Below are 26,209 nucleotides of genomic sequence, written 5' to 3'. Positions count from 1 at the left end.
TGGTTCTATGGAAATAAACGTCAAAACTAAAGAGAACGTTCGTATCCGTGCATTCTACTTGTTTTTTATCATTACATCCATTCAAATAGGCGTTGGGATAATGGGTGCTCCGATGTATATTTTCAGAGAAGCAGATCAAGATTCCTGGTTATCTATTATTATCGCGTTTGGTTACTTACTGCTTGTGTTATTTGTTATGTTTCGGATATTGGATCAATATGAAAATGCTGATATTTTTGGAATCCAAGTGGATATTTTCGGTAAATGGCTGGGGAAATTATTAGGGACAATTTATATAATTTATTTCGCTACTGCATTGTTATCCGTAATACTAAATTATATCGATGTTGTTCGAGTCTTTATCTTCCCGGAAATAAGTTCGCTTATCCTCGGTGCTTTACTTATTTCCTTAATAATTTACTGTATTTATGGAGGATTACGAGTCATAATTGGTGTCGTGTTTATATTCTTTTTTTCTGCACACTGGCTTCTGTTTCTTTTATATGAGCCACTCATTAGAATGGACCTGACTCACTTTCAGCCATTTTTCCAAGCATCATTTACGGACTTGTTAAAGGGAGCAAGAGCAACAGCATTTAGCTTTGCGGGATTTGAAATACTCTTTTTGATCTATCCATTTATTCAAAACAAGGAAAGAGCTAAATTTCCCGCCTATTTTGGTGCATTTTGGTCTTTTGGACTTCTTCTCATCGCCACCGTTATTTCAATTGGCTACTTTAGCGCACTACAATTAAAGGAACTGGAGTGGTCTTTATTATCCCTATTCAAGATTGTTTCCCTTCCGTTTGTTGAGCGTTTTGATTATATCGTTGTTGCAGAATGGATGATGGTAGCCTTGCCTAATATGATTTTGCCAATGTGGGCAATTACGTACGGCATGAAACGCCTGTATAAGGTTCAACAAAAAAAGACATTATTTATAACATCGTTTATCCTATTAATACTTATTGTCTTCATGTCCAACCATAGTGTAATTCTTAAACTAACCGACCTTGTAGCTAAAATAGGTTTCTGGATTGTTTATGTCTATCCATTCCTGCTTTTACCGCTTGTATTACTTAAGAAAAGAAAGCAAAAGAAAAAGGGAAGTGAATCTGCATGAGCAACAGTATAAGATCAATTGTTTTATCTGTGCTATTAGTTACTTTCCTTACAAGCTGTGTGCAACCTAAAGCGATCGAAGACCTTGGAATTATTAACACCCGCGGTATCGATTTATTGGAAGATAACAAAATAGAGACAACCTTAGTAATTTATAAGTTTGATTCCCAGAACCAAGAACTGTCAGCAATTCTTTCAGGGGAAGGTGATACAGTTAAGGGAGCCCGCAAAAATGCGAACTATAAAACCAGCTTCCAGTTAACACCCGGACAAATACGTGTTGAACTGTTTGGAAAAGAAATTGCTGAGAAAGGACTATTAAGTTTTGTAGACACACAAATACGTGACGCCAGGGTGTCGGATACCATGTTTCTGGCAGTAAGCGACACAACTGCAAAAGATGTACTTTTACAGGGTAAAGAAGGAGCCTCCGTTCACATAGGTAAATATCTATACGAACTGATTGAACAAAATATTCAGGATAACATTATTCCACGAGTAACATTGCAGGATTTTCTGCATATTTATTATGACAAAGGAAAGGACCCGTTTTTACCAATTCTGTCCACTAAAACCGAATCACCTACATTATCAGCTATTGCACTATTTAAAGATGATAAATATGTTGGTCAGGTTCCTTTAGGGAATGCATTATTAATGAATATGTTTACGAAAACCGTTGAAAATGCATCCCTGGAAGTAAACTTGCCACTAGAACCTTTTAAACACTATATGAAAAATAACAAGCAAGATGAAAGTGATGAAGAAAAACTAAACATACTGATGGAAGTAATTAAAGGCAACAGTAAAACAACGGTAACGAGTCAGCAGAATATGAAATTTGAAACAAAAATAACATTCAATACAACAATATTAGAAATATCAGAAGAAATTGACCTCAAGAACCCAAAAGTTAAAAGACGCTTTGAACAAGAAATGGAAAAGGATTTCAAACAACAATTTGAACAACTTTTACAACAATTACAGGAGTTAAACTCAGATCCTCTCGGGTATGGTACTGTTTACCGGGTTAATAAGCCTGGTGGCAAACTAACAGATGAAGAATGGCACAACAAATTTCCGGATATAAGTGTGGATTTCAAAGTAGACTTCACGCTAAATCGTCATGGGACAATTCCTTAATCAGAAAAATTTTCTCAACACCTGAAAAACCGACCTTACAGAAAGGTCGGTTTCAGATTATCCATGGTATTCGTCGCTCTCACTCACATCATCAGATACTAAGCCGGATAAAACGTGTACACGCAAAATAAATCCGATTAGCTTCTCTTCTTCATTTACAACGGCAAGTGGAAAACTTGATTCCAATGCCTTTGGAATAATATCATTTATATATTCATCTTTTTGTACTACCGTAACATCATCACGCAAAACATCTTCTAATGATTTCTTTTGTTTTGATCCTGAAATGGCATCATCAATCGTCACTATTCCTTTCAAATGACGTTGACGATCCACAACAAATACACTGGAAATACCGTTCTCTTCCATTTCTTTTCTGGCAACATTTAAGCCATCTTTCATGGAAACAAGTGCATTTGGTTTAATCATGACATGTTCAGCCTGAAATACTTTTGAGCGGTCAATATCCTTTATGAAATCAGATATATAGTCATTAGCTGGATTTTCAATAATCGCTTCAGGTGTATCCACCTGATTGACCTTACCATCCTTCATAACAGCCACTCGATCCCCCAATTTAAACGCCTCATTAACATCATGCGTAATAAAAATAATTGTTTTTTGTAAACGGTCCTGTATATCAAGCAATTCAAGCTGCATTTCACGGCGAATTAATGGGTCTAGTGCACTGAAAGGTTCATCCATCAATAGAATATCCGGGTCATTTGCAAGTGCGCGTGCCAATCCTACACGCTGCTGCATACCACCAGACAGTTCATCCGGATATTTGTCCTCGTATCCATTTAACCCGACAATATCAATATTCTTCTGTGCAACTTCCCGCCGTTCTTCTTTGGAAATATTCCGTATCTCCAGACCGTATTCCACATTTGCCATGATAGTCCTATGGTTGAAAAGACCAAAATGCTGGAATACCATCGCAACCTTTTCCTGGCGAACTTTTTTAAGCTGTGAACTATTGAATTTAACGATATCTTCCCCATCAATAAATATTGATCCATCAGTCGGTTTATTCAATAAGTTAAAACAGCGGATTAAAGTTGACTTGCCACTTCCTGAAAGTCCCATGATAACAAAGATTTCACCTTGTTTTATATCCATTGATGCGTCGTAAACACCTACAGTATGCCCCGTTTCAGCAAGTATTTGATCTTTTTCCATTCCGGCTTTTATTTTAGGAATTATTGACTTTGGTTTTGAACCAAAAATCTTTGATACATGCTCAAGTTTAATTTTAGTAGACATTAACTTACCCTCCTATGCTTCTGGAGCTTATCGGCTACCCCACCAGTTATACGGTCAATTATTATTGCTAAAAATACAATACTAATACCCGCTTCAAAACCTAATGCAATATCGATTTGGTTAATAGATACTAGAACTTGCTCACCAAGACCTTGTGCACCAACCATTGATGCTATAACAACCATTGCCAATGCCATCATTGTTGTCTGGTTCACTCCAGCCATAATTGTTGGTAGAGCCTGTGGAAGCTGAATTTTGAAAAGCATTTGCCAATTTGAGGATCCGAAAGATTGTGCCGATTCAATAACTTCTCTGTCGACGCTTCTTATAGCTAGTTCTGTAAGCCTTATTACTGGTGGAACTGCATAAATTAATGTAGCAAAGATTGCCGATATATTCCCTAATCCAAAGAAAAATATTGCTGGGATTAAATATACGAAACTTGGCATCGTCTGCATTGCATCTAAAATCGGACGCATTACGGTCGAAAATCCCTTACTAAATGCCATCCATACCCCTAATGGGATACCTACAGCTAAGGAAATGATAACAGCTGTCATAACAATTGCTATTGTAGTCATCAAATCTTCCCATAAACCGAATGTCCCAATCAAGAATACAAATACACCATAGAGAATTCCAGATACCATTGACTTAAAATACCAGCCAAGAATTACTATTAATAAAATAAACACCCACCAAGGCATCCACAATAAAAAGCCTTCGATTGCATTGATAATCTGCGATGAAAACAGATAGATAAAATTGAAAAAGCCTTCTAATGATTCATCCAGAAATTTAACCAAGTCTGCAACATAATCACCAAGATTAGTAGTTATACCAGGAAAAGCACCCATAGGTACCACCTCTTTCTTTTAAATTAGAAAAAGCAGCCGACCTTAATCCGGCGCCAGCTGCTTGAGATTTTTACTCCATTGAACCTTTGACTTTTTTGGCCACGTCATCAGGGACCCAACTTGTCCAAATATCTTCATGTTCTTTCATCCACCATATTGCTGCCTCTTCAGGTGAAATATCTTCTTTAGATTCCATATAACTTAAGGCATCTTCCGTTAACGGACTGCTTGTTTCATAATTTTTTAGGAATTCTACAACCTTAGGTGCCGCATCAGGAATATCCTTGTGAACTGCAGTTACAACATCATTTGGAGGAAACTCTGTACCTTTTGTTTTATTCCATGTTTCCTGATCAAATTCTGGTTCTTGCAGTAATGTTAAATCGTATTTAGCAGTCACAGCAGTTGGTGACCAATAATACCCTACCCATGGTTCTCCAGCATTATATGCGTCAGTTAAAGAAGCTACAATAGCTGCGTCAGAACCTGGCTTAAAGTTTACAAATGTATCGTTCAAGCCATAGGTTTCCATTTTTTGAGTGATCGTTTTTTCAACAGCCCATCCACTTGGAGCATTAATTAAACGACCTTTATCAGGTTCTGCAGGATCTGCAAATAATTCAGGATATTTTTTCAAATCTTCAACGGTTTTTAAATCTGGTGCCATTGGTTCAATACCGCGTTCTTCATCACCTTCTATTACGTATGTTGGTACATATAATCCTTGAACATTATCGTCAAAGTTTACAGAAGTTTTTACGATATCACCAGCTTCAATCGCCTCTTCATATACTTTTTTAGTATTATCTGTCCATATCTCCATATAAACATCAATGTCACCTTCAATGAACCCTTGCAAAGTGGCTGCAGTCGATCCAGCAGTAACTTCTGTTTCAATACCATAGCCTTCCTCGATGATCTTTTGTGCAATACTATTATGCACTTTGATACTGTTCCAGCCAGCATCAGCAAACACGAGTTTATCAATTTTTCCTTCCGAACCCGAACTGGAATCAGTTCCTCCGCAAGCAGAGAGAACCCCTGCTAAAATGATAGCAGAAAACAATAATAATAGTTTCTTCAAAATAACTACCCCTTTATTTTTGTATTGTCGAAAATAAGTAAAAGTACGTCGACGGACGTGATTAAAATATTTTTATACCATGTAACAGCTGAAGGATACATATATAGAAGAGATGTGAAGATGAAGGTCGATGACAACACTCTTTATGATAGTTAATTGCAAATTTTTAATCAAACTTTATTTAAAGCAGTTATCTCCTATAAACAATGATTAGTGGATGTCAGTGGCTTTTAACTGCGACTATTTGCTTTTTTATCTAAAATACTACAATATTCGACACAATCAGTTTTAAACAACTCCGTCTATTCTTATGGCGAGTAGCTTAATTTTACTAATCAAATAGGAAGGTATTAACACTTTCTCAACTGCAAAAAAATCCCCAAAACGCTGATGCGCCTGGGGACATTTATAAGTTATTTCTTACCAGAGCTTTTAATGATTTCAATCACTCGGTCTCGTGCTTTTTCGCTCTGATAATTTTTCATATTATCCATTATTATAGGAGCATGCTCTTTTAATTGAGAGAGTTCATGTACCAGCGAGTCTTCTGTTAGCTCTTCTTCTTCCATTACACGAGCATACCTTTTTTCGACAAACGATTTTGCATTTATTATCTGATCTCCCCTGCTCGCTTCTTTTGATAACGGAATGAGCAGCATTGGTTTTCTAAGTGCAAGAAACTCAAAAATTGCATTTGAACCTGCTCGTGAGAGGACAAAATCAGTTGCAGCAAAAAGATCCTTCAATGTTTCGTTAACATATTCAAATTGGTTGTAGCCATCACGATTTATCGATGTATCTGTCTTACCAATTCCGCAAATATGAGCTATTTGAAATACTGGTAATAACTCATCAAGGCTTGCTCGTACTGTATTGTTTATTTTTTCAGAACCACCACTTCCACCCATGATGAGTAATACTGGTTTTGCTTTGGTAAACCCGCACATTTCCAATCCTTTTCCCTTATCCCCCTGAAACAGTTCATCACGGATAACAGCACCTACGTATTCAGCTTTATTTTCCGGAAGGTACTTCATTGTTTCCGGAAATGTTGCCAGGACTTTGCTCGCAAAAGGAATAGCAAGTTTGTTTGCGAGTCCAGGTGTAAAGTCTGATTCATGAATAACAGCTGGAACACCACGCATCTTTGCTGCCATAATTACTGGCACAGAAACAAAGCCACCTTTTGAGAAAATAATGGAAGGCTTTCGTTTACCAATAATCCGCCATGCCTGCATCGTACCTTTCATTACTTTAAATGGATCTTTAAAATTTTCCTTTGACATATATCGACGTAACTTCCCTGTTGAAATTGGATAGTATGTAATACCGTCAAGCTGTTCAATTAGTTTGCGTTCTATTCCACTTTTGGAGCCAATATAATCAATTTCCCATCCTTCTTTTTGGAATATCGGAATGAGTGCAAGATTAACGATTACATGACCTGCCGATCCCCCACCCGTAAAAAGAATTCGATTCGTATCCACAGAAATAACTCCTTTCTTTCATAATGCTAACTAAACTTCTATAATTGCATTTATAATTATAAATTCGCTTTCTCTATCCTAATCGAAAAACAACTAAAAAGGAAGCGTATTGTATATGAGACAACATATTTACCCATCCCTGTTATCGAAAAGGCATGTTTAATGAGTTCTTTCGATTCTGTAATGTTCGAGCAATTTGCTGCTATAGGATTCAACCTTTGGGTAGGAATTCGCATGTTTCTTAAAGGATTCTTACCATTCGTAAAACCTTATAGACCTTGAAGTTTGAAGTTCAAATTGATGGGAGTCTCTAATAATTGTACTAAACTGTTAAAATAAGGAGAGCTATCCAAATTATCTATTTTAACATAATACTGGCAAAGCAGGTCACTTGTCGATCCGCTGAAAGAAATCTAAAAGCGCTCAGAATTTATCTGAGCGCTTTTATTTGCCATCTGTACTATTACTATAAGAATATTCCTGCTACTGTAGCAGATAAGATTGATGCAAGTGTTGCACCAACTAACAGCTTCATACCAAATCCAGAAACCTTAACTGCCTTTTCGCTGTCAATAGCCTGTACTGTTCCAGCGATAATTCCAATGGATGAAAAGTTGGCAAAGCTCGTTAGAAATACGGATACGATTCCGATTGTCTTCTCGGACATGCTTCCTAGCATTTTTTCAAACTCAAGCATTGCCACAAATTCATTAGTAACAATCTTAGTACCCATTATTCCGCCAGCCTCAATAACTTCGCCAGGCGCAATACCCATTAAAATACCTATCGGAGCAATAATATATCCTAGAATTTGCTGTAAGGTAACTCCAGCAAACACTGATTGTATAATCCAATTCACTAATTCCAATGAAGCAATAAACGCAACAAGCATTGCTGCAACGATTAAGGCAATTTTACCACCATCGAGTGCACCATTACCCATCGCCTCAAAAATACTTTTATCATTCGATACATCTTTCACATCAACATGATCTTCCTCTGGCGCTACATTAACCGGTGAAATAACGGATGAAATCATCAGCGCACTAAACATGTTTAGCGGTAATGCAACGAGTACATATTCAGGAGGAAGAATTTGAATATATGCCCCAACAATTGATGCCGAAACGGAACCCATTGCCGACGCACTCACAATATACAACCGATTTTTATCCAAGTGATGAAACTGAGATTTAATCGCTAGTAATGCTTCAGATTGACCAAAGAAAATACTGTTCACCGCATTAAACGATTCCACCTTTGGCAATCCTGTAATTTTTGATAAGAATCCGCCAAAATATTTGATAATCGGTGGTAAGATTCTTAAATATGTTAGCACTGACAGAATAGTTGAGAAAAAGATAATTAGAAGTAGGACATCAAAGAAGAAAATGCTTCCACCTTCTGTACGTGCAACCCCACCAAGTATAAAGTTAATACCTTCCATGCCAAATTCAATTAATTTATTAAACCCAGCCGAAATACCGTTTATGATTGTCTGTCCAATTTTCGTAGCAAACATAAACCACGTTATTAAAAATTGCGATGCTAACATAACGATGATGCCTTTATAATTAATATTTTTCTTATCATTGGACATCAAAAATGCTAGTCCGAGGACGATGATGATTGCTAGAAACCCGAGAAGAATATCCACGGATGCAGCCTCCCTTGTAGTTGATTAAATGTAATTGTAACTGCTTACAATAACGTTTTCCATAAATGATTCTAGCAGGTTGTCAGACGTCATGCAAGTTAAATTTTTTCCAATTCGTGCACTGTTTTAGTAATACCCTACATTGAAACATTTTAACAACTTTAATTTGACAGCCCACGGACACTCATAAGCAAAAAGTGAAAGCAGAACACTCCATCCGGTTCTTCTGGCGATTCACCACCTTCTTCTGTTCATTCAGCACCTCCTTCTAGCGATTCAGCATCTTCTTCTGGCGATTCAGCATCTTCTTCTGGCGATTCAGCATCTTCTTCTGGGGATTCAGCACCTTCTTCTGGCAATTCAGCATCTGCAAACCCCAGAGGACCTTCTCTAAAAGCAAAAAGACCCTAGCAATAATTCGCTAGAGTCCCATGTAGATTTATTTTATTAATGTGCTGGGAAAAAAGTCATTTGCAAGACGAACACTATTCCAAAGAAATATAAAATCCAGTGGACATCTTTTCCTTTCCCGGTAACTAATTTTAATAATGGATATGTTATAAACCCAATCGATATCCCTGTTGCAATGCTGGAAGTTAGTGGCATTGTTAAAATAATTGCAAACGCCGGAAATGCTTCATCGAATGTTTTCCAGTCAATCCGTGCCAGCCCTTCCATCATGAAACATCCTACAATAATTAATACAGGAGCTGTAATTGCAGGTAAGCCAGCTATCGCACCTACAACCGGTGTAAAGAAAATGGAAATTGTAAATAACACAGCAATAACTAATGCCGTTAAACCTGTGCGTCCACCAGCCGCAACACCAGAAGAAGATTCGACATATGCTGAAGAAGGACTTGTACCAAACATTGAACCTACTGTAGTTGCCGTAGCATCAGCTAATAGTGCTGACTTTGCCCGCGGCATTTTTCCATCTTTGATAAAACCTGCTTGTTCTGCCACACCAATCATGGTTCCAGTTGTATCAAAAATCGTTACCAATAAAAAAGCGAATACAACCGTGTAAAGTCCGTTGGCAAAAACTCCACCAATATCGATATCAAAGAACACCGGCATTGGTGGCATCGATGTAAATCCTTCCGAAAATTCCAGCTGACCGGTAAAATAAGCTATGATACCCGTAGCTAGCATCCCTAGAAACAAAGCCCCTTTAATATTTCGAGCCATTAGAATCAGTGTAATAAATAACCCAGCTAACGTTAACAGAGTCATGGGTTGGTGCAAATCACCAAAACCAACCATGTTTGCCTCATTAGGTACGACAATACCAGACATCTTCAGACCTAAAAACGCTATGAAGAGGCCAATTCCAGAAGTAATGCCAAATTTTAGTGAAGGTGGTATTGCCCATATTAACGTTTCACGCAGCTTCGTAAAACTCAATAAAACAAAGAGAATACCTGCTAAAAATACCGTTCCGAATACTACCTGATAGGATAACCCCTGAGATGCAACTACACTGGCAAAATAAGCATTCAGACCCATGCCTGGCGCAATCGCGATTGGATAATTGGCTCCTAATGCCATGAATACCGTTCCAACTACCGCGGCAATGACCGTAGCCATAAAGACTTGATCAAATGGTACCCCAGCGGAAGAGAGGATTGCCGGGTTGACCACAACAATATAAACCATCGTTAAGAAGGTAGTTATTCCTGCAACAAACTCTGTTTGGATCGTTGTATTGTTTTGTTTTAGTTTAAATAGATTTTCCAATGAGTTCACCTTACTTCCGAATAATTATAATCACAAGTAACATAATATTCGTTTTTAACACAGAATGCAATACATTTAAAGGATTTCTGTCGCAAAATTTTAGCATAAATCTCACTTGGATTATGTAACAGGGTGTGTTGCTTATCCAGTTACCAGTTCTGGCGATTCGCCACTCTCTTCTGGCGATTCACCGCCTCCTTCTACTCACTCACACCCCAAAAATCGCAGCATACAAAAACCCCGCTTCGACATATCATCAAAGCGAGGTTCATATACCTTTTTTATCTACTTAATTATCCTTCCAACAATAGATCATATGGATCTTCAAGCAATTCTTTAATTCTAACTAAGAATTGCACCGCATCTTTTCCGTCAACAATACGGTGATCATATGATACTGCAAGATACATCATTGGGCGTACTTCAATGGAATCGTCCGGCATTACTATTGGACGCTTTTGGATATTGTGCATACCTAGGATTCCTACTTGTGGTGCATTTAAGATAGGTGTTGACATCATGGATCCAAAAGTTCCGCCATTTGTAATGGTGAAAGTTCCACCTTGCAAGTCGTTTAATCCTAATTCTTTATTAATAGCTTTCTTGCCTAAGTTGCCAATCTCACGTTCAACTCCAGCAAAGTCAAGACGATCTGCATCGCGAACAACTGGTACTACAAGTCCTTCCTCAGTTGATACGGCAATTCCGATGTCATAGAATTTTTTCATTACAATTTCGTTCCCTTGTATTTCTGCATTCAATAGTGGGAATTCTTTCAATGCCCCGATTACTGCTTTGGTAAAGAATGACATAAAGCCAAGTTTTACATCATGTTTCTTAATAAAGTTTTCTTTACGCTCACTTCGAAGTTTCATAACGTTTGTCATGTCAACTTCGTTAAAAGTTGTCAGCATCGCCGCTTCTTGCTGAACTTCAACAAGACGGTTAGCAATCGTTTGACGACGACGGCTCATTTTCACGCGTTCAACAGGTTTGTCAAACTCTGTTTTCTCGGATTTCTTAGGTTCTTCTTTTTTAGCTGGCTTGGATTCTTTCTTGTCATTGCCACCTTTTGCAGCAGAATCAACATCTTCAGGACGGATACGACCTAATGGATCACGTGCCTGAACACTGCTTAAGTCAATACCTAATTCGCGTGCACGCTTACGAGCAGCAGGTGAAGCAATTACATCCTGCTTGTTATCAGAACCATCGTCTTTCGCTGGCTCTTTTGCTTCCTCTTTTTTAGGTGCTACTTCTTTCTTTTCTTCTTTTGGTTCATCGGGTGAGGCATCCGCACCAGCTTCACCATTTTCATCTATTTTAGCAATTACGTCTCCTACTTCGACGTCTTCGCCTTCTTCACTGACAATTTCAGTTATTACGCCGGCAAAGTCGGAGTTAACTTCAACATTAACTTTGTCTGTTTCCAGTTCTACAACTGGATCACCTTTTTCTATCTTGTCGCCTTTTTTCACTAACCACTCGGCAATTGTACCTTCTGTAATGGACTCTGCAAGCTCTGGAATTTTAATTTCGTTCACTGGAATCTCCTCCTTTTGACGGATTAATCGCCTGTCGTACTATTTGATTCTGTTCTGTTTTATGAATGTTCGGCTCACCAACTGCCGGTGAGGAACGGTCTGGACGGCCTATATAACGTAGCGATTGACCCTCACTCAACAATTCTCTTAAGTAATCATCCACGAAATCCCAGCTGCCCATGTTTTTTGGTTCTTCCTGTACCCAGACTATTTCCTCCAGGTTTGGCAGTTCTTTTACTGCTTTTTCCAACTCTTTTTCCGGAAATGGATAAATTTGCTCTAATCGCAATGCACGAAGCCAATCAAAATTCTCTTCTGAATTGTCAATTGCATCTTCAACGTCAACCATTATTTTACCACTGCCAATTAATAAACGCTTTGCATTTTTCTTACTTACCTTCAAATTAGGCTGCTGTCTCAAAGGTTCAAATTTTCCTTCTGTAAATTCTTTCGCTGCTGATGCAACGCGCTGATTCCGTAATAAACTCTTCGGGGTCATTAGCACTAATGGGCGTGCTCCTTCTTTATCACGTAGTGCTGCCTGACGACGGATTAAATGGAAAAATTGTGCAGCTGATGTCACATTTGCTACTATCCAGTTTTTCTCTGCAGCCATTTGTAAAAAGCGTTCCAAACGTGCGCTTGAATGCTCCGGACCCTGGCCTTCATAGCCATGTGGCAACAGCATTACCATATTGGACTTTTCGCCCCATTTCGCACGGCTTGCTGCTATAAACTGATCAAAAATAACCTGACCGGCATTCGCGAAATCACCAAACTGCGCTTCCCAGATAACCAGGGTATTCTTTGACTGTACACTATACCCATACTCGAACCCTAATACACCAGCTTCTGAAAGCGGACTATTGCGAATATCAAACGATGCTTTAGCTTCATCTAATCCATGCAACGGTGAATAGGTTTCAGCTGTTTTAACATCGTGTAACACCATATGTCTGTGTGCGAATGTTCCACGCTCCGTATCCTGACCTGTCAATCGAATAGGAATTCCATCATTTAAAATGGATGCATATGTTAAAGCTTCACCTGCACCCCAGTCTGCTTTATTTCCTTCTTCCAGAACATTTTCACGGCGCTTCAGTATTTTTTCAAGTTTTTTAAACCCGGTAAATCCTTCTGGCCGTTTCAACAAACCAGCATTTAAAGCCTTTAAATCCTCAAGCGGAATTGCTGTTTCAAAACCCTCAAGGCCATTTGCCAATGCTTTAGGCATATTTTTAGCCTCAGCTTCACCTGTCTTATTTTCTTTCATACCGTCATAAATACCACGAAGGCTGGATTCAACTCGATCCTTAATTTTTTCAAATTCATCTTTATCAACCACACCTTCAACCTTCAGTCTTTCGGCAAAAACATTGGCTGCTGTTAAGTGTTCATCAATATCCTGATATAGGTTTGGTTGTGTTGTTCGTGGTTCATCCATTTCATTATGTCCATACCGGCGATAGCCTACAAGATCAATAAGAAAATCTTTATTGAATTTTTGTCGATATTCATAAGCAATTTTAATAGCAGAAACACATGCAATTGGATCATCCGCATTAACATGAATAATCGGTATTTCAAATCCCTTTGCTAAATCACTGGCATAACGAGTTGATCGCCCATCTTCCTGATTTGTTGTGTAACCTACAAGGTTATTGGCAATTATATGAAGTGTGCCACCTGTCTTGTAACCAGGCAAGCCACTTAAATTCAATGTTTCCGCAACGACACCTTCACCGATGAACGCAGCGTCTCCATGGATTAAAACACCTACTGCTTTTTTAAAATCCTGTTGAGGATAACCTCTGCCTGATCGATCATCCTGAGCTGCACGTGCAAACCCTTCAACGACAGGATTTACAAATTCCAGGTGTGATGGATTATGTGCAAGCGTAATTCGTGTTTCAGTTTCATCGCCATCTTTCACTTCTTTTGTTGCACCAAAGTGATACTTCACATCACCAGTCCATCCATAATTAATCCCAGTAGATCCTTCAGAAGGAATTAATTCTTTGTCTGGTGAATGATGGAATTCAGAAAATATTCTATCATAAGGTTTTCCTAAAACGTGCGCCAACACGCTTAAACGTCCACGATGGGCCATTCCCATCATTATATGTTCAACTTTTTCCTCAGTCGCATATTTAACAATGCGATCAAGCATTGGAACCATTGCTTCCAAACCTTCAATCGAAAAGCGTTTCTGTCCAACAAACGTTTTTTGTAAAAAACCTTCAAACCCTTCTACATGGGCAAGACGTTCAAGTAGTTGTTTTTGCTCTTCATTGGAAAGTTTTAAATGAAATTCTCCGGATTCAATACGCTCCAAAAGCCATGTCCGTTCGTCATCATTATTGACATGGTCATATTCAAATGTAATCGTTCCGGAATATAATTCTTTCAACTTTTGTATGACGTCAAAACCGTCTTCTACACCGCTAGGGGATTGCTCCCATAACCAAGATGCAGGCATGTTTCGTAAATCCTGTTCTGATAATCCATAGGTTTTTGGATTAACTAATTCTGTATCGCGCTCTTTACGCCCTACTGGATAGATGTCCGCTTCCAAATGCCCAAAACGACGAATAGCCTCAACAAGTTTCATTGCTGAGGTTAGCTTTTTAACATTATCTATAGACGGCGCTGAATCAGATGTTGCTTGTATGGTACCTTTAGATTGGTTCAGCCATTCAGGAGCCCCATGCTCATCAAAGATTTCTCTCAGTGATGGGTTAACAGCTTCATGATTTTCTTTGTACAAATCATATTGCTCTTCAATATACCCCATATTTGGACCATGAAAAGTACCCCAGAATCTTTCGTTAGATTCTTCATTCTGTGCCACGTCTTATACCCCCATTAGAAGTTAACTTTACCCCGTTGCAAAACGGTCATTTACACTCAAGTTTTATTATAGAACTCTACTATGATTTCATCAACTAATATACCCTATTTTGTTCAGAGAAACAACAACCAATCCAGCCATTTAAAATAATTTCATGAACATGACATATCTTCTGGTTCACATAAGGATAATTATTCGGTATAATAAGGGCATAATTATATTAATGCGTACTTTACATATAGAATAGAAGGAGGAAAACGTCATGAAACTAGCATTATTAATGGGCGTTATTGTAACATTTATCGTATCTTGCTTCACTTCAGGTTACGATGCAAAACCAGGAGTTCCTAAAAAGGATCAGTAATAACAAATAACAAGAGCCGCCATGTACACGTACATGACGGCTTTTTTTAGCAGTTAGGCTTTCTCCATTAGACTTTGCGATAAGCCAAGTTTTTTATGATACCATCTATTCCAGCCCTGAAAAACCACGCTGTCTTAATGCTTCATAGATGATAATGGCAGATGTGTTGGACAAATTTAACGACCGCACTTTATCACTCATATGAATGCGAAGGCACCTGTCTTCTTTTCCCTCTAAAAGACTTTTCGGAATCCCGTCTGTCTCGCGGCCAAATACAAAGTACAGGTCTTCATCACTATTACTGTAATCATATTCCGTATAATACTTTGTACCAAAATTTTCGATATAATAAAACGTTCCTTCTGGATATGTAGCATATAAGTCCTGAATTGAGTCGTATTCACGGATATCGACGTTTTCCCAATAATCAAGCCCAGCACGCTTCACCATTTTATCATCAGTAGAAAACCCAAGTGGGTGGATTAAATGCAGCGTGGCATCTGTTGCAAGACATGTTCTTGCAATATTCCCCGTATTTGCAGGTATTTCTGGCTGATATAATACAATATTTATACTCACTGTTCATTCTCCTTATTCGATTAATACCTACATCATTATACACTACTCACCAATTCGAAAAAACTTATACTGAATATCTGGAGTCCAAGCTGTCGAATCCTCATAAGACCAATAGCGGTTGCGGCTATTATCAGTATGTGCGTTTACCAATGGCATCCCGTTCGCATCTTTTGCCACGACAATTGTATTATGATCCCATTTACCATTTCCTTGAAAATCATAGCAAATGACATCACCAGGTATCAGGTCCCGAGCCGACTCCTTTTCATTGCCTTTTAACCCTGCTGTTGATCCACTTAAATACCAGCGTAAGGAATGTGCTACCGCCCAACTGTAACTCCAATTATCCGCCTGATACCACCAGCCGCTCCCTCGATTAGGCATGCCACGCATGGGAGCACCGCCAGCACGTAAACACTGTGAGATATAATTTGTACAGTCTACATCGAACGTACGATAAGCAGGGTTATAACTGTTCCACCAGTGTTCGGCATATTGAACTGCTGCACGTCGATCATAAGTGAAACGTTCATCAGCCAAATTACGAACTTCATCTGCTTCCATCGATGGTGCATCCACCTTTACAAGCTTTTGCTGCAGTATTTTGTGATCTGTTATATTCCCTTTTTCTATCCGAAACTGGTACGGGACAACTTGTTCTTCCCTAATGAATTGCTCATTTTGCTTCATTAAAAAAGATAAATGAAGTAGATATCGATAACATATTTTATTGGAATAACGGAGTTCTTCGAAAAATTGTCCCCTGCCACTGATTCGAACAATCTCCACACCCCTGTCATTACTAACTGCTTTTTTCCGTTTCCACCAATCCTCATTAACCTCTTGACCTTGAAAAAAATTCAGCCACATATTTTTAATTCTTTCCATAAAAAATCCCCTCCACTTTGAGTATATGGAGAGAACCTCTAATTAATGGCAATTGTACGGGCCATTATTTCGCTTCATGAGCTAACAAATATTCTTTCTTATCAAGTCCACCATTATAACCAACCATTTTGCCATTTGCTCCAATTACACGATGGCATGGCACAACAATCGAAAATGGATTTTTGTTTACTGCACCACCTACTGCACGTACTGCTTTTGGGTTACCAATTGTGTCTGCAATATCTTTATAGGTTTTTGTTTCCCCATATAAAATGGTATCATACAAAGCTTGCCAAACCTTATGCTGAAAGGGTGTACCATGGAATGTAAAGTCAAATGAGAAGTCCCTGCGTTTGCCCTTAAAGTAGTCTTGGAGTTCCGTTTTGACATGATCAACTATCCCGGGTTTATGGATGAACTTCGGATTGTTAAAATAACGTTCACTCCACTTTTGCATTTTTGCTTTCATTTGATTAAATAATCCATATTCTATTCGAACAATGTGTTCACTATCACTAATAATTGTCAACGGACCAACTGGTGATTCCATCTCATCATAGTATAGTTCCATAACCAAATCCTCTTTCCGTATATAATTTAGGGAGTTTAATTGAAGTTTGCTGCTATTGATCTGTGACATAGAGCGAAAATATGAGGCCGCTCCAGAAATATACTTCGCACACCCTTAGGGCAACGCTTCAGCTGTTGCTTCGACGAACAGGAAGTTCATAAAGCGTATTAAGTAGCGGATAATTCCTGTTGAAAATTTAATCCTTTTTCCATTTCAAATAAAACCTGTTCATCTGTTTCGTTCTCCATTGCTTCCGTAATTGCTTCAAATGCTTCATCGGTGCCGATTTTGCCAAGCGACCATGCAGCAGTACCTCGTATCACCGGACGAACATCGTTTTTCATTACCTTAATCATTTCGTCAACAGCTGTCACGTCCTTATAGTGACCAAGTGAAATTAAAGCATTTCGCTGTAGTGGCTTTTTCCCCCGCCACGAACCTGCTACATGACCAAATGTTTCCTTGAATTCACGATTTGATATCCGGAGCATCGGTTTTAGTTTTGGTTTGGCAACATCTGGTTCTGGTTCAAGCTCTGGGTGATTATGAAAGTCTACCTTCTGGTTATATGGACAGACAGCCTGACACGTGTCAAAACCATAAATGAAATTACCGATTTGTGAACGGAATTCATCCGGCATAAAATCTTTTGTCTGAGTCAGAAACGCAAGACAACGCTGAGCATTTAACTGCCCACCTTGTACGAGAGCTCCAGTTGGACAAGCATCCAGGCACTTTGTACAGGAACCGCATCCATCTGCAAGCGGCGTATCAGGGACAAATGGTATACTCGTAATCAATTCACCAAGATAAACATATGATCCGAATTCAGGCGTAATAATAGAAGTGTTTTTCCCGCTGAATCCAATACCAGCACGTTCTGCCACCGCACGGTCTGATAATTCTCCCGTATCGACCATCACCTTGTTCACGGCATCAGGAAATTTTTCCTCCATGAAGGCAGAAAGTTTCTCCAGCTTTTCACGTAAAACAACGTGGTAGTCAACACCCCATGAGGCACGGCAAAATATCCCGCGGCGTTCATCTTTTGTGCTTTTTGGTGCATCCTTAATTCGTGAAGGGTAGGCGATTGCAATCGAAAGGATCGACTTCGCCTCTGGTAATAACCGCTCTGGTTCCGTCCTCTCGTCTACAGACCCTTTTTCGAAGCCTGATTGATAGCCAAGCGACTGCTGACGCCGTAAGCGTTCCTTCAATTCACCAAACACATCAGCAGATGCAAATCCTATCTTATCGATGCCTATATCCTTGCTGTAGTCAATAATCTCCTGCTTCAATTGATCTGTATTCAACGGTAACCCTCCTTTTTATTGTTGCGTAACTTTTGCTGTACGAATTCGATTTAATACAGCAGCAATTTCATACCGCCGTGGTCGTGCGATATCACCTGGATGCTGATTTTTAAACGTCGTAAATGAGGCTAATCCTTTTTTGTCCATCTGCTCTTCCAGATCATCCAGTAGTTTATTTAACGATTTAGCACCAAGCCCATTTGTTCGATCCAAATATTGAATAACCTCTGCAATCATGCGTGTTTGTGAGGAATCCACAAGTTGCTCAGTATCATCAAATGAAATATCCGTCCGCCCCATAATAATTTTAGTTAAGCCTTTTGCCTGTGTTTTCGGACGGCTTCCTTTTTTGGTCTGCAGGGAACCCTGCTGGAAGTAACGTTCGGCAATATCACCAAAAGCGTCTTCCGATAAAGCATCACGGTCTAATGGGTATTTCTCCATTATTTCCTTTGCATCATTCGTAACATTATAAGGGACATAAGCTTCCATCATAATAATCGAATCCGCTACAGCAAAATAATCACCGGAGCCTCCCATAACGAGAATCGTTGATACATCAAGCTGATCTCGCATTTGTTTTATTTTATCAATAAACGGTGTAATCGGCTCTTTATCCTTTTTCACAAGCTGCTGCATCCGGTGATCACGAATCATAAAGTTGGTTGCGCTGGTATCCTCATCGATAAGTAATGTAGTAGCTCCTGCTTCTAATGCTTCCATTACATTCGCTGCCTGCGAGGTGCTTCCGCTGGCATTTTCAGTCGAGAAGAATTGTGTATCCTGTTTGTGTGGTAGATTATTGATAAATGGTGAAATGTTAACACCAGTAACTTGTCGCCCATCTTCTGCACGAATCTTCACAGCATCAGAATCAGTAAGTACGTACTCACGTCCATCACCTTTAGTATGTGAATATACACCGCGTTCTATCGCTTGTAAGATCGTGCTTTTACCATGATAACCACCGCCAACAATAAGTGAGATACCTTTTTTAATCGCCATTCCTTTAATTGGTACAGGTTGGTGCGGCAGCTGAATTTCCACTTCATCTGCAGCAGGACTTTTAAATGGAACCGCGTCCTTCAGCGGCCGGTTGCTAATACCACTTTCCCTAGGCAAAACCGAACCGTTCGCAATAAAAGAAATCCAATCATTATGGCGCATTTCGCTGCGAATAACTTCCTGCTGATCAGCAAGCTCGATAACCTTCTGAACTTCATCATCGGCTATGGCGAAAATGGAGCTTTTAATTATCGTTGGAATGGCATTTGAAAATAACTTCTCTGCCTCTCTCCCGTTAATTTTTCGTCCATTCGCCGGCAAGCCCACAGAAATACATACCGTTATAGACGCTTGATCAATTTGAACAGCGCTCCGTTCCAGAACTTCCTGTCCAGGCTTATCAAAAAGAATCTGTCCACTCTTTCCAGACCCCTTGATAAATTGTCCTACCTTTGCAACGGCTCCACCAACTTTGCGGGCAAGCAGATCCTCTGCAGCTACCTTGCGTGCCTGAGAGTCGAGCCACTCACTTTTTACCTGCCGTTTTTGAACTGGAATGACAACGCGTATTTTGGATGGTGTGGCGAATGGATCACCCTGCACATAATCTATATATAAATCAAAATCATCAAATGTGTAGTGACCCTGAACACTTTTATATGCTTTATAGCCTTTACCATCAATCTGTTTCAAGTTTTGCATTAATTTTTTCATATTAAAATCCCTCAAATTATCGTAGTTATCATAAGAATACAACTTACATTGGTATAAGTTCAAGTTCTATAAAAAAACGCAATGCTTCGTAGGGTATGTTACGAAACACTGCGTTATGACTTATGTATGGAGCGGGTGATGGGAATCGAACCCACGATATCAGCTTGGAAGGCTGAAGTTTTACCACTAAACTACACCCGCACTTCACTCGTATAGTATGTACGATGAATGCTCCGATTTTAGGCCGTTAAGAAGCCAATTTTTCTAAGGAACATTATTAATTATACCAACTCTATCAAATTGAATCAATAGTTTTCTGTTATTATTTTAGAAACCTGGCTTATCAACAATCGAACATGAATGAAAAATATTCCTATCTATAATGCCACTTTTCTTCATCCACGTTCGATTGTAATTATAAGAAATGGCAGGTTTAACTATATTGCACAATTTTCTACACCGCATTGGTCACAAACAAGTAATCTCCTAAAATAGTTCATGTCTTTAAGTATAAAGTGTTTATTTTGATTGTCTATAATCCCTTGGTCTTTCCATTTATTCACAATACGACTGACAGTTTCTCTTGATACAGCAATATGTTTGCTAATATCCTGAATCATAATTGGATCTGTTAGCTCTATACCTTCTGGAGTTACGACACCACATGTGTTGGAATACCGGACAAACACCGATGCAACTGCACCTTCTGAGCCAAATGCAATGTAGTCACGCATTTTTGCTTTACTTGCTTCCAGATTCTCTGCAACCCAGCGCGTAAAATGAAGACCTATTCTTCCATTTTGTGCTAGGACATCTTCAATTTCATGACGTGTAATCGAATATAGCTTACTATCCTGTAAAGCCTTCGCTGAATTGGAATAATAATTTCCACTGAAAATACCGATTTCACCGAACCCATCATTTATATTACGTGTGAAAATAGTAATATCTTTATTTGAACCGAGGTTTTTAAAAATTCTTACTTCACCTTGCTGTATAAAAAACAAATGATCAGCAGTGCTTCCTTCTTCAAATATGAATTCACCTTTTTTCACGCTCATCTGTTTTGAGTTTGCCATGAGAATACTGTATTCATGCTGAGCAAGTCGTTCTAAAATTGGTTCCAATTATGGTCATGCCTCCTTTAACTAACTTTATATCCATTATAAAGGAAAAATAAAACAAATTCTGTGATATTTATCACTATCCAACAAAACATTTACATACAGTGATAGAAGATATAAAATAGTCATAAGTTTCAAGGAGGGGAATAGTATGTCTGTCTATCCAGTAATCATCTCACAAACAAATTTTGTAAACCATGATGATCTTAAATATCCATATGAAGAGCGAGGATTACAGTTTGGTGATGGTGTATATGAAGTGATCCGTATCTACAATGGCACGTATTATCTGCTTTTGGAGCATGTAAATAGGCTGTTTCGGTCTGCAGAGGCAATCAAGATTGAATTACCCTTCACCAGAGAGGAAATAACAGATTTGCTGCAGGAATTATTAGAAAAAAATTCTATGGCAACAGATGGCAAGCTATATTTACAGGCATCACGGGGTTCTGCACCACGTGAACACACTTTTCCAAGCAATGTTCCAGCAAATGTTTATGCATATATGGAGGATTTTCCTCGTAATCTCAAAAATTTATCAGATGGGGTTTCTACGATAACGCAGCGTGACGTCCGATGGGAAAATTGTTATATAAAAAGTTTAAACCTATTGCCTAATGTTATCGCAAAACAGGAAGCAAAAGAGAATGGCAGTTATGAAGCCATCCTTCATAAAGAAGGAGTCGTTACTGAGTGCAGTTCCTCCAATGTTTATCTTGTAAAAGATGGAAAAATTTATACGCATCCTGCCACAAATAATATCTTGCATGGCTGTGTACGCATGCGTATTGAAAAGTTCACGCGCGATTTAGATATCCCATTAATTGAAGAAGCCTTTTCTGTCAGTGATATCGCCACAGCTGATGAATTATTCTTATCCAGCAGTACTTCAGAAGTCTTGCCGATTGTTAAAGTAGATAGCGATACAATAGGTGATGGCCGTCCAGGAAGGATTACAGCAAGATTGCAGGAAGCATACGAACGGGATGCCAACTTAGCTAAGCATAAAGTCTAGTCTTTTGTTAATCAAAAGGCTTTTCTTTTTTAATAGTAGATATTTTCCAAGGGAGGACATTTCATGAATACAACGAAACGTGCATTAGCAGCAGAAGATCTGTTTAATATTAATGTGTACAGTGATCCCCAGTTCACACCTATGGGAGATGCCTACACATTTGTTTCCACAACAGCAAACGACGACAATGAATATACATCACAGTTATTTTTTCAAAAATTAAATGAGACTAAACCAAGCCAGTGGACATTTGGTGAAGCAAAAAATAACAATCCCGCCTTCTCACCTGATGGAAAGAAAGTCATATTCCAGTCGACTAGGAGTGGGCTTCCTCAGCTCTGGATGATACATACAAATGGCGGAGAGGCAAAACAGATCACAACATTTAAGAACGGTGCGACAAACCCTGCCTGGTCAAGGAATGGCAAATATATTGTTTTCAGTGCATCACTGGAAACAGATGATGACGTAACGGCCCAACATGAACAATCAAAAGAGGAACGCCAAAAGTTAAAGGAAGAAAAAAGTGAGCAGCCCATTGTAATCAATCGATTGGATTACAAATCGGACGCTAAAGGATTTTATGATAATAAGCGAACACAGCTTGTTTTGTTTGACGTTGAGAAAGAGATATTTGAGCAGTTAACAACAGCAGATGCAAACCATAACCTCGAGGATATATCACCTGATGGAAAACAGATTCTGTTTACTGCCAACTTGAATGATGATGCAGATTATGAACTCACGAACGACCTTTACCTTCTTAATCTTTCAACAAAAGAAACAAGGAGGTTAACGAACGGACATGGTGCATACGGGAGTGCACAATTTTCACCAAGCGGAACAAAAATCGCCAGTTTCGGCCATGAGTATGCATACCAGGGTGCAACACTTAATGACCTGTATGTGTTTAAAACAGAATCGGCTGAAAGGACATGCTTAAGCAAAGAATGGGATATCCAATTAGGTGATGCGCTGATTGGTGATACCAGACTCGGTCAATCAACAACAGGACCAATATGGGACGAGGCAGAAAAACATTTATTTTTTCTGGGAACAGATTTTGGTGCAACCGGGCTATATCAAGTGAATCTGAACGGTGACCTCGAAGTGCTGTATAAAGAAGACAACCATGTCTTTGGATTTTCGTATAATGCTGGCACTTTCATCCTTGGTATTAGCACTCCAACAAACCCATGCAATTTTTATAAAATGAATAGCGATAGAAAGCTAGCACGCTTAACCAACGCGAACCAGGAGTTTCTAAGCAATGTATCATTAAGTGAACCAGAAACACTGACCTATACTGCAGAAGATGGCTGGGAAATTCAGGGGTGGCTATTACGTCCATATGGCTTTGAAGAGGGCCAAAAATACCCATTCGTACTGGAAATTCACGGCGGCCCACATGCGATGTACGGCCAGACATATTTCCATGAGTTACAATTACTTGCAGCAAAAGGCTATGTCGTTTTGTATACGAATCCCGTGGCAGTCATGGATACGGGCAGTCGTTCGTTGATGCCTGTCGTGAAGACTACGGTGGCAAGGATTACACGGATTTGATGAGTGCGGTTGACTATGCCTTAAAAGAATTTGACTTCATCGATGAAAACCGGATTGGCGTAACTGGCGGCAGTTATGGCGGGTTTATGACAAACTGGATTGTTGGTCACACAAATCGGTTTAAAGCAGCCGTTACCCAGCGCTGCATTAGCAATTGGCTAAGTTTTTACGGAGTAAGCGATATTGGCTATTTCTTTACAAAATGGGAACTTGGTAAAAATTTAATGGACGATCCTACTAAACTATGGGATTTCTCTCCATTGAAGTATGCTGAAAATGTGGAAACCCCGCTGCTTATTGTGCATGGCGAGCAGGATTTGCGCTGCCCAATCGAACAAAGTGAACAAATGTACACTACATTAAAGCATTTGCGTAAAGAAGTTGAATTTGTCCGTTTCCCGGAAGCTAACCACGAATTAAGCCGAAGCGGAAAACCAAAAATGCGTATCGCCCGCCTAAACCACATAGCAAACTGGTTTGAAAAATATTTGTAAAGAACTAATGTTGCAGGTTAATCGTATCGGTGGTCGATATATCGTGTTTCAAGTCGATATACTGCGTTTTCGGTTGATATCCATTATATAGTCGATAGCATGCGTCTCAAGTTGATATTACCACCTCTTAAGTACATACAACTGCCAAATAAAAAGAGTTTTCCCCCCTGCCAGGTGGAAAACTCTTTTTACGATTAATTACCAATATACTTATCCAAAAAAGAATTCAATTTCGTGATATATTTCTCTTTCTTTGTTGCGAATGCTTCTCCATGACCTGCTCCATCTACTGTCATAATCTCTGCTTCACTTTTCGTATTTTCATATAATTTATATGCCATTTTGGTTGGCACAAAGGTATCAGCATTACCATGAATATATAATATCGGCACGTCAGCTTTCTTAACTTGCTCCAATGAAGATGCTTCCGTAAAGGAGTAACCTGCCTTTACTTTTGATACTAGACTTGTGCTCGGTAAAACTGGAAATGCAGGTATGTTATACATTCGATTCATCTGATAGGAAAACATATCCTTTACGCTTGTATAAGGGCTGTCGGCCACAATTGCCTTAACGTTATCAGGAAGCTCTTCCCCGCTTGCCATTAACATTGTTGCAGCCCCCATCGAAACACCGTGCAGGACAATTTCTGTATCTTGACCATATTTTTTTACAATCCGATTGACCCAATCAACATAGTCCTTACGATCATGCCAGCCAAATCCAATGTACTCGCCTTCACTTGCACCATGACCTCTCGCATCGGCCATAAAAATGTTATAGCCAAGCTGTTCATAATAATATTGGCCGTACAATCCCATATCCATCGCGTCACCAAGATACCCGTGTGCCATAACAACAACTTTATTCGTTGGTTGTTTCGCCTCTAAAAAGTAACCTTGCAGCTTCAACCCGTCATACGAAGTCATCGTCCATTCATCAAAATTCTGCTTGCTGACCCAATCACGCCAGTCACCTTCAAGGAAGACATCCATTGCTTCAGCGGAGACTTCCAAATCTTTATTCCCTTGTAAAAAATCCTTTTCATTACGATCGATTGCTAAATTATAAAAATAAAAGCTCGCAATAATATCTATAATAAGTAAAACACTTAAGATTCCTATAATAATTTTAAGCCATTTTTTCTTCCTCACGACAGCTCTCCTTTCTACAATACTCTAACTCTATTATACTAAATATTAAAAACAATTTCGCCCTATATAGTCTGGTACTTCTTTACAATGGAAAGGCGAGCAACAATTTGTCGCTCGCCTCACCCATTACAGCCCTAAATCTTCTTTCACTTCTTTTATCTGTTCCGTGTGCCGTTTTTCATGGTAGCCAACGAATGGTATCCACTGTTTTAAATTCATTTTACCGAATATTGGATGCACAGATCCTTTTTCAGCAAGTAGCTTTTCATCCGCTGTGCAGGCCAACTCCGACAATCCGTTATGTGTCGCTTCAAGCTTATGTTTCAATTCCTCAAGCGTAGCAAACGATTCACTGGGTTGGACGAATTCTGGCGCATCCACCTTCCTGCTCCGATCAACAGACAATTCAATTGGTTTATCAGCTATATTAACTACTTCACCTTGAGCCAGCTCGCTTCGGATGTTTTTTGTAATTGCTCCCTCCATTAGATACAAATGCTCGAGTATCTGCTTCATTGACCATCTGTTTTCTGAAGGTTTTCTATTTAAATCCTCATCTGAGATACCCTTTACTATTTCTAAAAGTTCCTCACGTGCCTGATTATTGATTTCCAATCCATCACTCCTCACATACTTTTATTCTATCAGTGATATATTTTTTTGAAAATAAC

20 protein-coding genes and 1 tRNA gene are annotated in these 26,209 nt (G+C 39.0%); 4 read left to right on the top strand and 17 right to left on the bottom strand.

Annotated features, from left to right (window positions below; all coding sequences use genetic code 11):
• The first annotated feature begins 7 nt into the window (after positions 1-7).
• Entirely contained in the window at positions 8-1,123 is a 1,116-nt protein-coding gene (locus tag ACE1TG_RS03600; protein WP_375050988.1) for a GerAB/ArcD/ProY family transporter, read from the top strand.
• Complete coding sequence (locus ACE1TG_RS03595; RefSeq protein WP_375050987.1) at positions 1,120-2,265, top strand: Ger(x)C family spore germination protein; 1,146 nt, start codon at positions 1,120-1,122, stop codon at positions 2,263-2,265. Before ACE1TG_RS03600 ends, ACE1TG_RS03595 begins: the two co-directional genes overlap by 4 nt.
• A gap of 57 nt (positions 2,266-2,322) precedes the next feature.
• Here ACE1TG_RS03595 and ACE1TG_RS03590 read toward each other — a convergent pair whose 3' ends face one another.
• From ACE1TG_RS03590 to ACE1TG_RS03520, 15 genes are all read right to left on the bottom strand, one after another.
• Positions 2,323-3,531: a quaternary amine ABC transporter ATP-binding protein gene (locus tag ACE1TG_RS03590; RefSeq protein ID WP_375050986.1), complete on the bottom strand. Its 1,209-nt coding sequence runs from the start codon at positions 3,529-3,531 to the stop codon at positions 2,323-2,325.
• Positions 3,531-4,388: an ABC transporter permease gene (locus ACE1TG_RS03585; RefSeq protein WP_375050985.1), complete on the bottom strand. Its 858-nt coding sequence runs from the start codon at positions 4,386-4,388 to the stop codon at positions 3,531-3,533. Before ACE1TG_RS03585 ends, ACE1TG_RS03590 begins: the two co-directional genes overlap by 1 nt.
• A 70-nt stretch (positions 4,389-4,458) precedes the next feature.
• Positions 4,459-5,472, bottom strand: a complete 1,014-nt coding sequence (locus ACE1TG_RS03580; RefSeq protein WP_375050984.1) for a glycine betaine ABC transporter substrate-binding protein — start codon at positions 5,470-5,472, stop codon at positions 4,459-4,461.
• A 413-nt stretch (positions 5,473-5,885) separates the two neighbouring features.
• Positions 5,886-6,959 carry an undecaprenyldiphospho-muramoylpentapeptide beta-N-acetylglucosaminyltransferase gene (locus ACE1TG_RS03575; protein WP_375050983.1) on the bottom strand — a complete coding sequence of 358 codons (1,074 nt, stop codon included), beginning with the start codon at positions 6,957-6,959 and terminating at the stop codon, positions 5,886-5,888.
• Between the two features lie 466 nt (positions 6,960-7,425).
• Complete coding sequence (locus ACE1TG_RS03570) at positions 7,426-8,616, bottom strand: NupC/NupG family nucleoside CNT transporter (protein WP_375050982.1); 1,191 nt, start codon at positions 8,614-8,616, stop codon at positions 7,426-7,428.
• Between the two features lie 447 nt (positions 8,617-9,063).
• Positions 9,064-10,356: an NCS2 family permease gene (locus tag ACE1TG_RS03565; RefSeq protein WP_375050981.1), complete on the bottom strand. Its 1,293-nt coding sequence runs from the start codon at positions 10,354-10,356 to the stop codon at positions 9,064-9,066.
• A 293-nt stretch (positions 10,357-10,649) separates the two neighbouring features.
• A complete protein-coding gene (odhB, locus tag ACE1TG_RS03560) occupies positions 10,650-11,900 on the bottom strand; it encodes a 2-oxoglutarate dehydrogenase complex dihydrolipoyllysine-residue succinyltransferase (protein WP_375050980.1) in 1,251 nt (416 codons plus the stop codon).
• Positions 11,887-14,751 carry a 2-oxoglutarate dehydrogenase E1 component gene (locus ACE1TG_RS03555; protein ID WP_375050979.1) on the bottom strand — a complete coding sequence of 955 codons (2,865 nt, stop codon included), beginning with the start codon at positions 14,749-14,751 and terminating at the stop codon, positions 11,887-11,889. Before ACE1TG_RS03555 ends, odhB begins: the two co-directional genes overlap by 14 nt.
• Positions 14,752-15,220: 469 nt before the next feature.
• Positions 15,221-15,694, bottom strand: coding sequence for a tRNA (uridine(34)/cytosine(34)/5-carboxymethylaminomethyluridine(34)-2'-O)-methyltransferase TrmL (gene trmL / locus ACE1TG_RS03550; protein WP_375050978.1), 474 nt, complete (start codon positions 15,692-15,694; stop codon positions 15,221-15,223).
• A 42-nt stretch (positions 15,695-15,736) separates the two neighbouring features.
• Entirely contained in the window at positions 15,737-16,582 is an 846-nt protein-coding gene (locus ACE1TG_RS03545) for an amidase domain-containing protein (RefSeq protein ID WP_375050977.1), read from the bottom strand.
• 64 nt (positions 16,583-16,646) lie between these two features.
• Positions 16,647-17,153 (bottom strand): methylated-DNA--[protein]-cysteine S-methyltransferase, encoded by a 507-nt coding sequence (locus ACE1TG_RS03540; RefSeq protein ID WP_375050976.1) that lies wholly within the window; start codon positions 17,151-17,153, stop codon positions 16,647-16,649.
• A gap of 167 nt (positions 17,154-17,320) precedes the next feature.
• Complete coding sequence (queG, locus tag ACE1TG_RS03535) at positions 17,321-18,466, bottom strand: tRNA epoxyqueuosine(34) reductase QueG (protein WP_375050975.1); 1,146 nt, start codon at positions 18,464-18,466, stop codon at positions 17,321-17,323.
• 15 nt (positions 18,467-18,481) lie between these two features.
• Positions 18,482-20,185, bottom strand: a complete 1,704-nt coding sequence (locus ACE1TG_RS03530) for an ABC-ATPase domain-containing protein (protein ID WP_375050974.1) — start codon at positions 20,183-20,185, stop codon at positions 18,482-18,484.
• A gap of 127 nt (positions 20,186-20,312) precedes the next feature.
• Positions 20,313-20,386 (bottom strand) — tRNA-Gly (locus ACE1TG_RS03525).
• Between the two features lie 236 nt (positions 20,387-20,622).
• Positions 20,623-21,312 (bottom strand): Crp/Fnr family transcriptional regulator, encoded by a 690-nt coding sequence (locus tag ACE1TG_RS03520; RefSeq protein ID WP_375050973.1) that lies wholly within the window; start codon positions 21,310-21,312, stop codon positions 20,623-20,625.
• A 148-nt stretch (positions 21,313-21,460) separates the two neighbouring features.
• Here ACE1TG_RS03520 and dat point away from each other — a divergent pair, with 148 nt between their 5' ends.
• Both dat and ACE1TG_RS03510 read left to right on the top strand, forming a co-directional pair.
• Positions 21,461-22,324, top strand: coding sequence for a D-amino-acid transaminase (gene dat, locus ACE1TG_RS03515; protein ID WP_375050972.1), 864 nt, complete (start codon positions 21,461-21,463; stop codon positions 22,322-22,324).
• A gap of 1,445 nt (positions 22,325-23,769) precedes the next feature.
• Complete coding sequence (locus ACE1TG_RS03510) at positions 23,770-24,384, top strand: alpha/beta hydrolase family protein (RefSeq protein WP_375051091.1); 615 nt, start codon at positions 23,770-23,772, stop codon at positions 24,382-24,384.
• 194 nt (positions 24,385-24,578) lie between these two features.
• Here ACE1TG_RS03510 and ACE1TG_RS03505 read toward each other — a convergent pair whose 3' ends face one another.
• Positions 24,579-25,538 (bottom strand): alpha/beta hydrolase, encoded by a 960-nt coding sequence (locus tag ACE1TG_RS03505; RefSeq protein ID WP_375050971.1) that lies wholly within the window; start codon positions 25,536-25,538, stop codon positions 24,579-24,581.
• 126 nt (positions 25,539-25,664) lie between these two features.
• Positions 25,665-26,153, bottom strand: a complete 489-nt coding sequence (locus tag ACE1TG_RS03500) for a DinB family protein (protein WP_375050970.1) — start codon at positions 26,151-26,153, stop codon at positions 25,665-25,667.
• Positions 26,154-26,209: the final 56 nt, after the last annotated feature.

Source organism: Virgibacillus sp. JSM 102003 (assembly GCF_041949995.1).
Taxonomy (GTDB): domain Bacteria; phylum Bacillota; class Bacilli; order Bacillales; family Amphibacillaceae; genus Lentibacillus.
Note: the sequence above shows the minus strand (reverse complement) of the source record. Positions and strands in the feature narration are given on the sequence as shown.